Source organism: Streptomyces sp. NPDC051136 (genome assembly GCF_044455745.1).
Lineage (GTDB): Bacteria > Actinomycetota > Actinomycetes > Streptomycetales > Streptomycetaceae > Streptomyces.
Genome location: NZ_JBITFE010000006.1, coordinates 523,349 through 537,044 on the forward strand (window position 1 = coordinate 523,349; position 13,696 = coordinate 537,044).

General features: G+C 72.9%; 15 protein-coding genes. 9 read left to right on the plus strand and 6 right to left on the minus strand.

Features of this window, described 5'->3' with window-relative positions; genetic code table 11:
- Positions 1-54 precede the first annotated feature (54 nt).
- The 5 genes from afsQ1 (at position 55) to ACIBCJ_RS20315 (ending at position 4,167) form a co-directional block, all read left to right on the plus strand.
- The gene (gene afsQ1, locus ACIBCJ_RS20295) at positions 55-732 is read left to right on the plus strand and encodes a two-component system response regulator AfsQ1 (RefSeq protein WP_003974066.1); all 678 of its coding nucleotides are present in this window, start codon (positions 55-57) and stop codon (positions 730-732) included.
- Entirely contained in the window at positions 729-2,339 is a 1,611-nt protein-coding gene (locus tag ACIBCJ_RS20300) for a HAMP domain-containing sensor histidine kinase (RefSeq protein ID WP_362103608.1), read from the plus strand. The genes afsQ1 and ACIBCJ_RS20300 overlap by 4 nt, the downstream gene beginning before the upstream one ends.
- Positions 2,339-2,950 (plus strand): hypothetical protein, encoded by a 612-nt coding sequence (locus tag ACIBCJ_RS20305; RefSeq protein WP_365980495.1) that lies wholly within the window; start codon positions 2,339-2,341, stop codon positions 2,948-2,950. Before ACIBCJ_RS20300 ends, ACIBCJ_RS20305 begins: the two co-directional genes overlap by 1 nt.
- A gap of 366 nt (positions 2,951-3,316) precedes the next feature.
- The gene (locus tag ACIBCJ_RS20310) at positions 3,317-3,868 is read left to right on the plus strand and encodes a VanZ family protein (RefSeq protein WP_362103606.1); all 552 of its coding nucleotides are present in this window, start codon (positions 3,317-3,319) and stop codon (positions 3,866-3,868) included.
- A 95-nt stretch (positions 3,869-3,963) separates the two neighbouring features.
- On the plus strand, positions 3,964-4,167 hold the full coding sequence (locus ACIBCJ_RS20315; RefSeq protein ID WP_003974070.1) for a PspC domain-containing protein: 204 nt from the start codon (positions 3,964-3,966) through the stop codon (positions 4,165-4,167).
- 81 nt (positions 4,168-4,248) lie between these two features.
- On the opposite strand, the gene ACIBCJ_RS20320 is transcribed toward ACIBCJ_RS20315, so the two are convergent.
- Both ACIBCJ_RS20320 and ACIBCJ_RS20325 read right to left on the minus strand, forming a co-directional pair.
- Positions 4,249-4,617 (minus strand): ATP-binding protein, encoded by a 369-nt coding sequence (locus ACIBCJ_RS20320; RefSeq protein WP_133887838.1) that lies wholly within the window; start codon positions 4,615-4,617, stop codon positions 4,249-4,251.
- Positions 4,618-4,757: 140 nt separating this feature from the next.
- The gene (locus tag ACIBCJ_RS20325; protein ID WP_365980494.1) at positions 4,758-5,927 is read right to left on the minus strand and encodes an adenosine deaminase; all 1,170 of its coding nucleotides are present in this window, start codon (positions 5,925-5,927) and stop codon (positions 4,758-4,760) included.
- Between the two features lie 147 nt (positions 5,928-6,074).
- On the opposite strand from ACIBCJ_RS20325, the gene ACIBCJ_RS20330 reads away from it, so the two are divergent.
- A complete protein-coding gene (locus tag ACIBCJ_RS20330; RefSeq protein WP_365980493.1) occupies positions 6,075-6,836 on the plus strand; it encodes an alpha/beta hydrolase in 762 nt (253 codons plus the stop codon).
- Between the two features lie 25 nt (positions 6,837-6,861).
- Here the strand turns inward: ACIBCJ_RS20330 and ACIBCJ_RS20335 are convergent, their stop codons facing one another.
- On the minus strand, positions 6,862-7,815 hold the full coding sequence (locus ACIBCJ_RS20335; RefSeq protein ID WP_362103603.1) for a LysR substrate-binding domain-containing protein: 954 nt from the start codon (positions 7,813-7,815) through the stop codon (positions 6,862-6,864).
- A gap of 63 nt (positions 7,816-7,878) precedes the next feature.
- On the opposite strand from ACIBCJ_RS20335, the gene ACIBCJ_RS20340 reads away from it, so the two are divergent.
- The gene (locus tag ACIBCJ_RS20340) at positions 7,879-9,234 is read left to right on the plus strand and encodes an MFS transporter (protein WP_365980492.1); all 1,356 of its coding nucleotides are present in this window, start codon (positions 7,879-7,881) and stop codon (positions 9,232-9,234) included.
- A 128-nt stretch (positions 9,235-9,362) separates the two neighbouring features.
- The gene (locus ACIBCJ_RS20345) at positions 9,363-10,367 is read left to right on the plus strand and encodes a sigma-70 family RNA polymerase sigma factor (protein WP_362502809.1); all 1,005 of its coding nucleotides are present in this window, start codon (positions 9,363-9,365) and stop codon (positions 10,365-10,367) included.
- Here ACIBCJ_RS20345 and ACIBCJ_RS20350 read toward each other — a convergent pair.
- Positions 10,260-10,646, minus strand: coding sequence for an STAS domain-containing protein (locus ACIBCJ_RS20350; protein ID WP_133887832.1), 387 nt, complete (start codon positions 10,644-10,646; stop codon positions 10,260-10,262). The genes ACIBCJ_RS20345 and ACIBCJ_RS20350 overlap by 108 nt on opposite strands.
- A 150-nt stretch (positions 10,647-10,796) precedes the next feature.
- On the opposite strand from ACIBCJ_RS20350, the gene ACIBCJ_RS20355 reads away from it, so the two are divergent.
- Positions 10,797-11,717, plus strand: a complete 921-nt coding sequence (locus ACIBCJ_RS20355; RefSeq protein WP_365980491.1) for an AEC family transporter — start codon at positions 10,797-10,799, stop codon at positions 11,715-11,717.
- Position 11,718: 1 nt separating this feature from the next.
- Here ACIBCJ_RS20355 and ACIBCJ_RS20360 read toward each other — a convergent pair whose 3' ends face one another.
- Together ACIBCJ_RS20360 and ACIBCJ_RS20365 are read right to left on the minus strand one after the other, a co-directional pair.
- On the minus strand, positions 11,719-12,303 hold the full coding sequence (locus tag ACIBCJ_RS20360; protein ID WP_365980490.1) for a Uma2 family endonuclease: 585 nt from the start codon (positions 12,301-12,303) through the stop codon (positions 11,719-11,721).
- 98 nt (positions 12,304-12,401) lie between these two features.
- Positions 12,402-13,679, minus strand: a complete 1,278-nt coding sequence (locus ACIBCJ_RS20365; protein ID WP_365980489.1) for a thymidine phosphorylase — start codon at positions 13,677-13,679, stop codon at positions 12,402-12,404.
- Positions 13,680-13,696 lie beyond the last annotated feature (17 nt).

Sequence of the window (13,696 nt, forward strand, 5' to 3'; positions counted from 1 at the left end):
CTCATCCGCACCCACAGGTCGAACACCCACCCCCTCATGGGCCAGAATGAGCGCGTGCCTTCCCTGTTGCTGATCGAGGACGACGACGCCATCCGCACGGCCCTGGAGCTCTCCCTGACCCGCCAGGGCCATCGGGTGGCCACCGCTGCCAGTGGTGAGGACGGTCTGAAGCTGTTGCGCGAGCAGCGGCCGGACCTGATCGTGCTGGACGTGATGCTGCCCGGCATCGACGGTTTCGAGGTGTGCCGCCGCATCCGGCGCACCGACCAGCTGCCGATCATTCTGCTGACCGCGCGCAACGACGACATCGACGTGGTCGTCGGTCTCGAGTCGGGCGCCGACGACTACGTGGTCAAGCCCGTCCAGGGCCGGGTGCTCGACGCCCGGATCCGCGCCGTGCTGCGGCGCGGGGAGCGGGAGTCCACGGACTCGGCGAGCTTCGGCAGCCTGGTCATCGACCGGTCCGCGATGACCGTGACGAAGAACGGCGAGGACCTCCAGCTGACGCCGACCGAGCTGCGGCTGCTGCTCGAACTGAGCCGGCGGCCGGGGCAGGCGCTGTCCCGGCAGCAGTTGCTGCGGCTGGTGTGGGAGCACGACTACCTCGGTGACTCCCGGCTGGTGGACGCCTGCGTGCAGCGGCTGCGCGCTAAGGTCGAGGACGTGCCGTCGTCCCCGACGCTGATCCGTACCGTGCGGGGTGTCGGTTACCGGCTGGATCCGCCTCAGTGACCAAGGAACACCAGGGGGGCAGCCGCGGCCTGGCCGCGGCTCGCAAGGGAGTCTGGTCCTGGCTGCGCTTCACCAGCCTGCGCCTGAGGCTGGTCCTCGTCTTCGGTCTGGTCGCGCTCACCGCGGCCGTGTCCGCGTCCGGCATCGCCTACTGGCTGAACCGGGAGGCGGTGCTCACCCGTACCCAGGACGCCGTGCTGCGCGACTTCGAGCAGGAGATGCAGAACCGGGCGGGGGCGCTGCCCGAGCACCCCTCCCAGGACGAGTTGCAGCACACCGCGGGTCAGATGGCCAGCAGCAGCCAGCGCTTCGGCGTGCTGCTGGTCGCCGAGGACGCCGACGGCGGTGCCGTCTACGGCAGTTCCGGCGGCCTGGGCGGGTTCGCGCTGTCCGACGTGCCCGAGTCGCTGCGCACGGCGGTGACCAGGGAGCAGAAGCTCACCTCGGCCAACAAGCACCCGTACCACCTGTACTGGCAGCGGATCACCGACGACGGCACCCCGTACCTGGTGGCCGGCACGAAGGTGATCGGCGGTGGGCCGACCGGCTACATGCTCAAGTCGCTGGAGCCGGAGGCCAAGGACTTGAACTCGCTCGCGTGGTCGCTGGGGATCGCCACCGCGCTCGCCCTGCTCGGCTCCGCGCTGCTCGCGCAGGCCCTGGCGACGACCGTGCTCAAGCCGGTGCACCGGCTCGGGGTGGCGGCGCGGCGCCTGGGCGAGGGGAAGCTGGACACCCGGCTGCGCGTGTCCGGCACCGACGAACTGGCCGATCTGTCCCGGACGTTCAACAACGCCGCCGAGAACCTGGAGAAGCGGGTCGCGGACATGGCGGGCCGGGAGCAGGCCTCCCGGCGCTTCGTCGCGGACATGAGCCACGAGCTGCGCACGCCGTTGACGGCACTCACCGCGGTGACGGAAGTGCTGGAGGAGGAGCTGGAGTTCGCGGGCGAGGGCGAGGGCGGGAGCTTCGACCCGATGGTCGAGCCCGCCGTACGGCTGGTGGTGAGCGAGACCCGGCGGCTGAACGACCTGGTGGAGAACCTGATGGAGGTGACCCGCTTCGACGCCGGCACCGCCCGCCTCGTCCTGGACGACGTGGACGTCGCCGACCAGATCACCGCCTGCATCGACGCCCGGGCCTGGCTGGACGCCGTCGACCTGGACGCGGAGCGCGGCATCCACGCCCGCCTCGACCCGCGCCGCCTGGACGTCATCCTCGCCAATCTGATCGGCAACGCGCTCAAGCACGGCGGTTCGCCCGTCACGGTGTCCGTGTCGCGGGCCGACGACGAGATCGTCATCCGGGTGCGGGACAACGGCCCCGGCATCCCCGAGGACGTCCTGCCGCACGTCTTCGACCGCTTCTACAAGGCGAGCGCCTCCCGGCCGCGCTCCGACGGCAGTGGGCTCGGCCTGTCCATCGCCCTGGAGAACGCCCACATCCACGGCGGCGGGATCACCGCGGAGAACGTCCCGGACGGCGGTGCGATGTTCACGCTGCGGCTGCCGCAGGACCCGTCCCCGCCCGCCGACGAGGACGCCGGGGACCCGGCGGGGACGGCGGGCGACGGGAGCAAGGGCAAGGACGCGAAGGGACAGGTCTGATGACCGTACGCCGGCTGCCGGCCCTCTCCGGGCTCGTGGGACTGGCCGTGCTGCTGACCGGGTGCGGCATCCGCGCCACCGAGGTGCCCACGGACTACGGGCCCGCCCCCTCGCGGGTGCGCTGCTCGCTCCCCGAGCCCGGCGTGTCGACGCGGGCCGCGTCCGGCCTGCCGGCGCAGGTGTTCCTGCTGTGCGGCTCGTCGCTGGTGGCCGTGGACCGCACGGTGCGAGTGCCGGACGGCGCCCCGGACTCCGGGCGGCGCGTGCTGGTGGCCCAAGGACTGCTGGACGAGCTGGCGGCGCAGCCGTCGGCCGCGGAGAAGGAGGCCGGGTACACGTCGGACGTGCGCCGCCCGATCACCGTGACGGGGCCGCGCTCCGGCGACCCCGAGGACACGCTGCGGCTGGACACCGACCCGGGCGGCCTCACGTCGTACGCCCTGGCCCAGGTCGTGTGCACCTTCTCCGACTCCGCCGCGGCCGAGGGCGACGGCTCGGTGATCCTGGCCGGCCCGGCCGACCGGTCCGTCCGCCGCTACTCCTGCACGGACGAGGTCCGGTCCAGACCCGGCAGCAACGAGCCGCCGTCCGACGAGGTCAAGGACGGCTGACGGCCCCCTCACGGCCGACGGCCGGGCAGTACAGGCGGCGCGGGGGGCGGGAGCCCGCAGGCGGACGGGGCCGTGTCCCGGCGCCGGAGCAGCCCTACGGGGGCGAGGAGGCCGCACAGGCCGCAAGCCGGTCGTGGACGCCCACCCGGGGGCCGGAGGGCCGCACGCGGCCAGGGACCGCGCCCCGAGGTGGGACCGCACCCCCGGGGGCGGCGAGACCGCGCCTGGGCCAGGGAGGCCGCACCGGGGCCGTGGAAGCCGCTCGCGGTCGTCGTGGATGCCGTTCCCCGGGCCGTGTGGCGCAGGCCTCACCCTTGCGGGGCAGGGGCCGGAACCGCGCGCGGCGCGGGCCGCGTCTAGGGGGGCGTGCAGCGTCATGGGTTCCTCGGCGGCAGCGCCGCGCTCCGCATCCGTGTGACAGGAGGTGTGCTCCTCGTCGCACACGTCGTGTTCGTCGCCTGGTACGCGCTGCGGCCACTGGACGTCCCCTGGGTGCTGCCGCCCAATGTGCAGCCGTTCGCCGGAATCCGCGCCGACCTGGCGCTCGGCGGCCGCGAGGCCGTGCGTTCGCTGGGCGGTGGGCTGGCCCTGCTGGCGCCGCTGGGCGTTCTGCTGCCGATGGCCGGCGGCCGGCTGCACGTCTCGCGGCTGGCCTCCCTGCTGCGCACCGCGGCCGCCGCCGCCCTGCTGTCGGTGGGCGTCGAACTGCTGCAGACCGGGGTGCCCGGTCAGGTCGTCGACATCGACTCGGTGCTGCTGAACACGGTGGGCGTGGCCCTGGCCCACCTCGCCGTCGTCCCTGCAGGCCGGGCGTGGCTCCGCCGCCGGTACCGGCAGGAGGGGCTGGAGGACGTCCCCCAGGAGGAGCCCGCTCAGGGTCGGACCCCGACGATTCCCAGGGTCGGTATCGCCCCGTAGAGCGACGCTTTGCGCCGTTCGTCTCCGTAGCGTGGAGGGCAGATGAAGGGGAAGCCGCAGGGCAGCCCCGCCCACCCGCTCACGAAGGAGCCGCGATGTCCAGCCTCGCCCGCCCCACCCACGGCCGCATGATCGGCGGAGTGTGCGCCGCGCTGGCCCGGCGCTTCGGCACCTCCGCCGGCACGATGCGGGTGATCTTCCTGGTCTCCTGCCTGCTGCCCGGCCCGCAGTTCCTGCTCTACCTGGCCCTGTGGATCCTGCTCCCGTCGGAGGAGAAGGCCGCCCGCACGGCCTGGTGACGGCCGTACCTCCCTCTGGTACACCGATGGGGCGCACCCGCCGAGCGGGTGCGCCCCATCGGCGCGGGGGGGGCGGTGCGGTCAGCCGCCGAGCGGGAGACCGTTGACCGGCAGGCCCTGGGTGGGCAGCCCCTTCAGCGGCACCCCGCCGAGCAGCTTGGCGACCGGCTCGGTCGGGCCCTCGGCGAGCTGCTCGGCGACCACCTGCTCGACGACCGGCTGCGCGGCGGTCAGGCCGGTGCCGGAGATCCTGCGGCCCTGCTCCAGCGCGTTGCCCGCGCCGGGCGCCACCTGGGAGATGGTCTCCGCGGGGAGGGTGCGGGCGACGGAGTCCACCGTCTGCGCGGTGTCCGGGAGCTCGGGGGCCGCGGTGGCCGCGCCGGCACCGGCGGCGGCGAAGGCGGCGCCGAGGGCGGCGACACCGAGGGTCTTGGCAGCAGACTGCTTCATGGAAATGCGTCCTCGTAATGGGGTGACGGGGATGTGAGCGGTGCTCGACCGTAAACACGCTTCACCCCCGGCGGCAAACATCGAAATGCGGACGGATGGTGAAAGCCCGTCCGCACATCCGTATTACCGTCACCCCCTGCTCAGCCGTCGTCCTCCGAAGAACCGCTGGTGGAAGCCGCCTGCTGGAACAGCCATTCGGACTTCAGCTCGGCATATCCGGGCTTGATGACGTCATTGATCATGGCCAGTCGTTCGTCGAAAGGAATGAACGCTGATTTCATCGCATTGACGGAGAACCACTGCATGTCGTCGAGCGTGTAACCGAACGCCTCGACAAGGTGCTCGAATTCGCGGCTCATGCTGGTGTGGGACATCAGCCTGTTGTCCGTGTTGACGGTGGCCCTGAAGTGCAGTCGGCGCAGCAGTCCGATGGGGTGCTCGGCGTAGGAGTCGGCGGCGCCCGTCTGGAGGTTGGAGCTGGGGCACAGCTCCAGCGGGATCCGCTTGTCCCGGACGTAGGAGGCGAGCCGGCCGAGCTTGACCGAGCCGTCCTCGTGGACCTGGATGTCGTCGACGATGCGCACCCCGTGACCGAGCCGGTCGGCGCCGCACCACTGCAGGGCCTGCCAGATGGACGGCAGCCCGAAGGCCTCCCCGGCGTGGATCGTGAAGTGGTTGTTCTCCCGCTTCAGGTACTCGAAGGCGTCCAGGTGCCGGGTGGGCGGGTAGCCGGCCTCGGCACCGGCGATGTCGAACCCGACGACGCCGAGGTCGCGGTAGCGGTTGGCGAGTTCGGCGATCTCCAGGGAGCGGGCGGCGTGCCGCATCGCGGTGAGCAGGGCCCCGACCCGGATCCGGTGGCCGTTCTCCCGGGCGCGCCGCTCCCCTTCCCGGAAGCCCTCGTTGACGGCCTCGACGACCTCTTCGAGGGTGAGGCCCCGCTCCAGGTGCTGCTCGGGCGCGTACCGCACCTCGGCGTAGACGACGCCGTCCTCGGCGAGGTCCTCGGCGCACTCGGCGGCGACCCGGACCAGGGCGTCGCGGGTCTGCATGACGCCGACGGTGTGGGAGAAGGTTTCCAGGTACCGCTCCAGCGAGCCGGAGTCGGCGGCCTGGCGGAACCAGGTGCCGAGCCGGTCGGCGTCGGTCTCCGGGAGGTCCGAGTAGCCCGTGGCGCGGGCGAGTTCGACGACGGTGCCGGGGCGCAGCCCGCCGTCGAGGTGGTCGTGCAGCAGAACCTTCGGCGCCCGGCGGATGTGGTCCGGCGTCGGCGTCCTCGCACTGGTCTTCGCGGTGCTCTGGCTCGTCATTTCCGCACTGTAACTCCTACGCGCGTAGAGCACCGGGCGAACGCCCGGACGCGCGGGGCCGGGGGCCCGGCTTTACGGATCGGCCGATATGTAACGGTGATTGCGCGGACGGGTGGCGTACACCCGCCTTTCTGAGAATGTTCTGTCATGGGACAGCAAGCGACGCCGGTCCGTCGGGCCCGGCTGGGGCGAACGCTCGGTCCGGAGGGGACCGCGGTGAGCGGCGTGGTGCTGCTGCTCCCCGGCGGCGACGAGGTGTCCGGCCGCAGACCGTCCCCGCTGCTGGCGGCGGCCTCCGTGCGTCCGCTCGGGCGCCGACTGGCGCGCGCGGGCCGGGCGGAGGGCCTGGCTCCCCATGTCGTGCACTACCGCTACCGCGGTTGGAACGGCACCGAGGCGCACCTCGCCCGGGACGCCGAATGGGCCGCCGACGAGGCCGTACGGCGCTACGGCGACGTGCCCGTCTGCCTGGCCGGTGTCGGCATGGGCGGCCGGGCGGCGCTGCGGGCGGCCGGGCACCAGGCCGTCAACTCGGTGCTGGCGATCGCTCCTTGGCTGCCGGAGGACGACGTGGCCGCGCCACCCGAGCCGGTGAAGCAGCTGGCCGGGCGGCAGGTGCTGATCGTGCAAGGCACCAACGACGGGCGCAGCGATCCGGAGTTGTCGTTCCGGCTGGCCTCCCGGGCGAAGAAGGCGAACCGCGCCGTGTGCCGGTTCGAGGTGCATTCCGACGGGCACGGCCTGCGCCAGTACCGGGACGAAGTGGCGGCGCTCGCCGAGGACTTCGTACTGGGGGCGCTGTTCGGGCAGCCCTTCTCGCGCCCGGTGGAGGACGCCCTGGCCGCTCCCCCGCCGCTGGGTCTGCGGATGCCGCTCGCGGTGGGCTTCGGGAAGTCGCTGCGCCGATAGCGCGCGGCCCGTCCGAGCCCGAGGTTCAGGACGGCAGCAGGCTGCCCCGCCGCGACAGCAGGAACTTCTTGAACGCCGCCACGGGTGGCGTGTCCGTGCGGCCCGCCAGCCAGGCCACGCCGATCTCGCGGGCGGCGCGCGGCGCCGTGACCGTCAGTTCGACCACGCCGGGCCGGGGCACCGCGGGCGGCGGCAGCAGGGCCACGCCGAGTCCGGCGGCGACCAGGCCGCGCAGCGTCTCCGCCTCCTCGCCCTCGAAGGCGACCCTGGGGCGGAAACCGGCCTCTTTGCACAGGGCGTCGGTGATGCGGCGCAGGCCGTAGCCGGGCTCCAGGGTCACGAAGATCTCCTCGGCGGCCTCGGCGAGACGGATGCGCCGGCGCCGGGCCAGGGGGTGGTCGGCCGGCACGACCAGGCGCAGCTTCTGCTCGTCGAGGCGGCGGGCGACCAGGTCGGGGGCGTCGGGGACCGGGGAGGTCAGGCACAGGTCCAGCTCGCCCGCGCGCAGGCGCTCCAGCATGGCCTCGCCGTAGTTCTGCACGAGGCTGAAGCGGACCCGAGGGTGGTCGGCGCGGAAGGCGTGCAGCAGACCGGGGACGGTCTCGGCGCCCATGGTGTGCAGGAAGCCGAAGGCGACCTTGCCGGTGGCCGGGTCGGCGTCGGCCCGGACCTCGTCGGCGGCGCGCTCGACCTCGGCGAGGGCCCGCTCGACGGAGCCGAGGAAGGTCCGTCCGGCGACGGTCAGCGCGAGGGTGCGGCCGCGCCGCACGAACAGGTCGACGCCGAGGTCCTCCTCCAGGCGGACCAGGGCGCGCGACAGGGTGGACTGGGGGACGTTCATCTCCTGGGCGGCCCGGGTGACGTGCTCGGTGCGGGCCACCCCGGCGAAGTGCGCGAGGCGGGGCGCGAGCAGCGCGACGATGTCTTCCGTGTCACCGGACGGTGACAGGCGGGGCCGTGAGCTTGGCTGATGCACCATGGGAACGATTATGGCCAGTCCATGCATTGGACGGATGAGTAAGGGGCTTCGTACCTTCGGGGCATGACTCCCGCCGATACCGGGGCGTCCACCAGCGTGGACGCCGCGACCGCAGTCTCCGCTCCCGACACCACCGGCGCTCCCGACGCTCCCGACGCCGCTTCCGCCACCGCCGGCGTCCCCGGGACGCCCGACTCGCGCATGGCTCCGGGCGGCCCCGGCTACCGCCGGATGAGTTTCGCGCTGTTCCTGGCGGGCGTCGCGACCTTCGCGCTCCTGTACTCCACCCAGGCACTGCTGCCGCTGATCTCGGGCGACCTGGGGGTCACGGCGAGCGACGCGAGCTGGACGGTGGCCGCGGCGACCGGTGGCCTCGCGGTGTTCGTGCTGCCGATGAGCGCGCTGTCGGAGCGGTTCGGACGGCGTACGGTCATGACCGCCTCGCTGGCGGTCGCGGTGACCGTCGGGCTGCTGGTGCCCTTCGCCCCGTCGCTGCCGGCGCTGGTCGCGCTGCGGGCGGTGCAGGGCGCGGCGCTGGCCGGGCTGCCGGCCTCGGCGACGGCGTACCTCGCCGAGGAGGTGCGGCCGCGGGCGCTGGTGACCGCGATCGGCCTGTTCGTGGCGGGCAACAGCGTGGGCGGCATGAGCGGCCGGGTCATCACCGGATGGGTCGCCCAGGAGTGGGGCTGGCGGGTCGCCGTCGGGGCCATCGGCCTCGTCGCGGTGGCGTGCGCGGTGGCCTTCCGGCTGCTGCTGCCGGCGCCGCAGCACTTCACGCCGGGCTCGCTGCGCCCCCGGGTGCTGGTCCGCACGGTCCGCGACCACCTCGCCGACCCGCTGCTGCGCCGCCTGTACGCGATCGGCGCGCTGTTCATGACGGTGTTCGGCGGCGTCTACACGGTGATCGGCTACCGCCTGACGGAGGCGCCGTTCTCGCTGCCGCAGGGGCTGATCGGCTCGATCTTCCTGGTCTACCTGGTCGGCACGGTCTCGGCGTCGACGGCGGGCCGCCTGGTGGGCCGCCTCGGCCGCCGCGGGGCGCTGTACCTGGGCGCCGGTACGACGGCGGCGGGTCTGCTGCTGTCCCTGGCGCCGTCGCTGCCGCTGGTCCTGCTGGGCCTGGTGCTGATCACGGCGGGCTTCTTCGCCGGGCACGCGGTGGCGTCCTCGGCGGTCGGCAAGACCGCCCAGCACGGCCGCGCCCAGGCCTCGGCGCTGTACCAGTCCGCCTACTACGTGGGCTCCAGCGCGGGCAGCACGGTCGGTGCGGTGGCCTTCCACTCCGGCGGCTGGGCCGGGACGGTCGGGGTGGGGGTGCTCGCGGTGCTGGGCGTCGTGGTGATCACGGTGTCCGGGTCGCTGGCCGCCCGCCGGCAGTCCGGCGGGGCCCCGGCGAAGGTGCTCGGCCTGTCCCGCTGAGGTTCCGCACACCCGCTTCGACCTGCGCGTTCTTTGACTGCACAGGCCATTGTCAGTCCCCTGCGGTAGCTTCCGAAGTACGAGGCGCGAAGACGCGCACTCCGGGACGCCACAGGGGTGGGTGGACGATGACCGAGGGCACCGTGACCACGGAGCTGGATTCCGCGCTGGAGAAGCACCGGCCCGAGCTGACGGGGTACTGCTACCGGATGCTCGGCTCCTCGTTCGAGGCCGAGGACGCGGTGCAGGACACGCTGGTCCGCGCCTGGCGCAGCTACGACAAGTTCGAGGGCCGCTCCAGCCTGCGCTCCTGGCTGTACCGGATCGCGACCAACGTCTGCCTGGACATGCTGAGCGCGGGCAACAAGCGGGCGCGCCCGATGGACCTGACGGACTCGACGCCGCTGGCCCAGGCCGCCCTGTCCCCCCGCCCGGACCACACCTGGCTGGAGCCGATGCCGGACGCCCGCGTGCTGCCGCAGACCGCGGACCCGGCGGAGGCCGCGGTCGCCAAGGAGTCGGTGCGGCTCGCCTTCATGGCCGCCCTTCAGCAGCTGCCGCCCAAGCAGCGGGCGGTGCTGATCCTGCGCGAGGTGCTCGCGTGGAAGGCGAGCGAGGTCGCCGAGCTGCTCGGCACGACGGTCGCCTCCGTCAACAGCGCCCTGCAGCGCGCCCGTGCGACGCTCGCCGAGCGGGCCGACCGGGGGGCCGACGCCGCGGTGTCGGACCCGCTGGACGAGGAGCAGCAGAAGCTCCTCGACCGTTATGTGGCGGCCTTCGAGGGGTACGACATGACGGCGCTGACGGCGCTCCTGCACGAGGACGCGGTCATGACGATGCCGCCGTTCGACCTGTGGCTGGCCGGTGCGGCGGACATCACCGGGTTCATGACCACGCTCGGCGCCGCGTGCGCCGACTCCCGGCTGGTGCGGGTGGAGGCCAACGGGCTGCCGGCCTTCGCGCACTACAAGCCGGACCCGGAGGCGGGCGGGTTCGCCCCCTGGGCGGTCCAGGTGCTGGAGATCTCAGACGGCCGGATCACCGGGTTCCACTGCTTCCTCGACACCAAGCGGTGGTTCCCGCTGTTCGACCTGCCGCTCCGTCTCGAAGCGGAGGCCGACGAGGTTCAGTAGCGCGTGCAGCGCCGGGTCGGGGTCGCGCAGCCGGATCCGCCCCCCGGCGCGCCGGGCGGTGAGCTCCAGGCGGGCCAGCAGGTCGACGACGGCGAGCCCCGGCGGTCCGAGTCCGCCGACGTCGCAGACGACCACCCCGGCCCGGGTGCTTTCCAGCAGCGCGCGCACCTCGGCGCAGAACCGGGGCGTCTCCCCTCGGGAGACGGGCCCCGGCAGCACGAGTACGGCGGGTGTCACGGCGTCCACGTGCGGTAGACCCGGCGTGCGCCGGGAAATCATCGGTGGCCGCCGCTGGAGAGCGCATCAGAGATCACATTGACGTGCGCGGACCCCGCCCCGGAGGGTTTGCTGCATGCCCCACGCATCCCCTCCCCCGGCGCTCTGCCGGATATCGCCGTCCCAGGTCCGCCCGCTCGGCGGGGAGGTGCCGTGCAGGGGGTGCTGACCGGGTTCGCGGTCATCGCGGTGGTGATCGGGGTTGGTTACGTGCTCGGCCTGCGCGGCCACCTCGGTCCCCAGGGCCGCGAGGTGCTGACCAGGCTCGCCTTCCACGTGGCCTCCCCCGCCCTGCTGTTCACCACCCTCGCCACGGCCGACCTGTCGGTGGTCTTCTCCGCCCGGCTCCTGGTGACGGCGCTGTCCACGGTGGCGGTGGCCGGCGCGTTCGTCGCGGTGGGCGTCGTACGCGGCTGGGGCGTGGGCCGTACGACGATCGGCGCGCTCTGCTCCGGCTACGTCAACTCCGGCAACCTCGGCATTCCGATCGCCGTGTACGTGCTGGGCGACGCCTCGCTGGTGGCGCCGGTGCTGCTGTTCCAGCTGGTGCTGGTCACGCCGGTGGCCGTGACGATCCTGGACCTGTCGCGCGGGGGCGGTGAGCGCACCCTGTGGCGGCGGTTGCTGACGCCGCTGCGCAATCCGATAGCACTGGGGTCGCTGGCCGGGGTCGTGGTCGCCGCGAGCGGCCTGCGCGTGCCGGACGCGGTCATGGATCCGGTGACGCTGATCGGCAACATGTCCGTCCCCGCGGTGCTGCTCGCCTTCGGCATCGGCCTGTGCGGCTCCACGATGCCGCTGCGGGGCGTGGAGCGGCGGCCCGTGCTGCTCGCGGTGGCGCTGAAGGCCGTGGGCCAGCCGGCGGTGGCCTGGGCGCTGGCGTCGGGAGTATTCGGTCTGCGGGGCCCGCAACTGCTCGACGTGGTGGTGACGTCGGCGCTGCCGGCCGCGCAGAACCTCTACACGTACGCGTCGACCTACGGGGTCGGCGAGCGCCTGGCCCGGGACGCGATCCTGGTGTCGACGGTGGTGTCGGTGCCGGTGCTGGTGGGGGTGGCGGCGGTTTTGGGGTGACTCAGGCCCCGGGGAACTCGCCGGTGTCGAAGGTCAGGTCGAAGGGGGCGGGGAGCGTCAGCGGATCGCCGAACTTGGCGGCGCTCAGTACCCGGTAGACGTCACCCTTCCGTTCACCGTAGAGCGTCGCCGTGGGGCCGCCGGGGGCCCAGCGGTCGACGAGGAGGTAGAGGGGGATTCCGGCGGTGGCGCAGGCGGCCGGCTTGCTGATGCGGTCGTGCCGGGCGTTGGACTTGGAGGTGACTTCGACGACGAGTTCCGCGAGAGCGGCGGGGATGTGGGTGTCCGACTCCGAATGGTCCGGCAACTGTGTCACCACGAGGTCCGGGATCAGCATCCCGAGGCGGGAGGGCACGGAGAGCGCCAGGGTCTGATAAACCCCCCAACGGCCGGGAATCACCGAATACAAGCGGCGCTGGATGCGTGCGGCGATCACGTTGTGAGGCAGTCCCGGAGCTGGTGACACGGTGATGATCCCCTCGATGATCTCCACCTTGCTGCCCTCGGGCCAATCCATCTCCTCCCAGAACCGGACGAGGTCGTCCCAGTTCTGGTCGGGCTCCTGGCTCACGGTGAGTGCGCTCATGGGGGTTCTCCCTTATCGGTGCGTCACCGATCCCAGCACGCCGAACGGGACCGGCATTGGTCTACCGATCCCGTTCACCCGAAAGGGGAAAGCGCAGGTCAGGCGATGCGCTCCCGTACCACCGGCGAGGCGGTGAAGTCCGTGCCCGCCGGGGACACGTCGTACGCGCCCTCGACCGCCGCGAGGGCGTACGCGAAGCGGTCCGGGGTGTCCGTGTGGAGGGTGAGGAGGGGCTGGCCCTCGGTGACGGTGTCGCCGGGCTTGGCGTGGAGCTCGACGCCCGCGGCGGCCTGCACCGGGTCCTCCTTGCGGGCCCGGCCGGCGCCCAGGCGCCAGGCGGCGACGCCGATGTCGTAGGCGTCCAGGCGGGTCAGGACGCCCGAGGAGGCGGCCTTCACCACGTGCTGCTCCTTCGAGGTGGGCAGGGCCGCGTCGGGGTCGCCGCCCTGGGCCGCGATCATGCGGCGCCAGACGTCCATCGCGGAGCCGTCGGCCAGCGCCTTCGCCGGGTCGGCGTCCTTCAGGCCCGCCGCGTCGAGCATCTCGCGGGCCAGCGCGAGGGTCAGCTCGACCACGTCGGCGGGGCCGCCGCCGGCCAGCACCTCGACCGACTCGCGGACCTCCAGGGCGTTGCCCGCGGTGAGGCCGAGGGGCGTGGCCATGTCGGTGAGCAGCGCGACGGTCTTCACGCCGTGGTCGGTGCCGAGGCCGACCATGGTGGAGGCCAGCTCCCGCGCGTCCTCGATCGTCTTCATGAAGGCACCGGAGCCCACCTTCACGTCGAGGACCAGCGACCCGGTGCCCTCGGCGATCTTCTTGGACATGATGGAGGAGGCGATCAGCGGGATCGCCTCGACCGTGCCGGTGACGTCCCGCAGCGCGTACAGCTTCTTGTCGGCGGGGGCGAGACCGTCGCCCGCCGCGCAGATCACCGCGCCGGTGGTGTCCAGGACGTCCAGCATCTCCTCGTTGGAGAGCAGGGCGCGCCAGCCGGGGATCGACTCCAGCTTGTCCAGGGTGCCGCCGGTGTGGCCGAGGCCGCGGCCGGAGAGCTGCGGGACGGCCGCCCCGCACGCCGCGACCAGGGGCGCGAGCGGCAGGGTGATCTTGTCGCCGACGCCGCCCGTGGAGTGCTTGTCGGCGGTGGGGCGGGACAGGGACGAGAAGGCCATGCGCTCGCCCGAGGCGATCATCGCGGCCGTCCAGCGGGCGATCTCGCCGCGGTTCATGCCGTTGAGCAGGATGGCCATGGCGAGGGCCGACATCTGCTCGTCGGCGACCTCGCCGCGGGTGTACGCGTCGATGACCCAGTCGATCTGCTCGTCGCTGAGTTCGCCGCGGTCCCGCTTGGTGCGGATGACGGAGATGACGTCCATGGCCATACCTGGCCCTT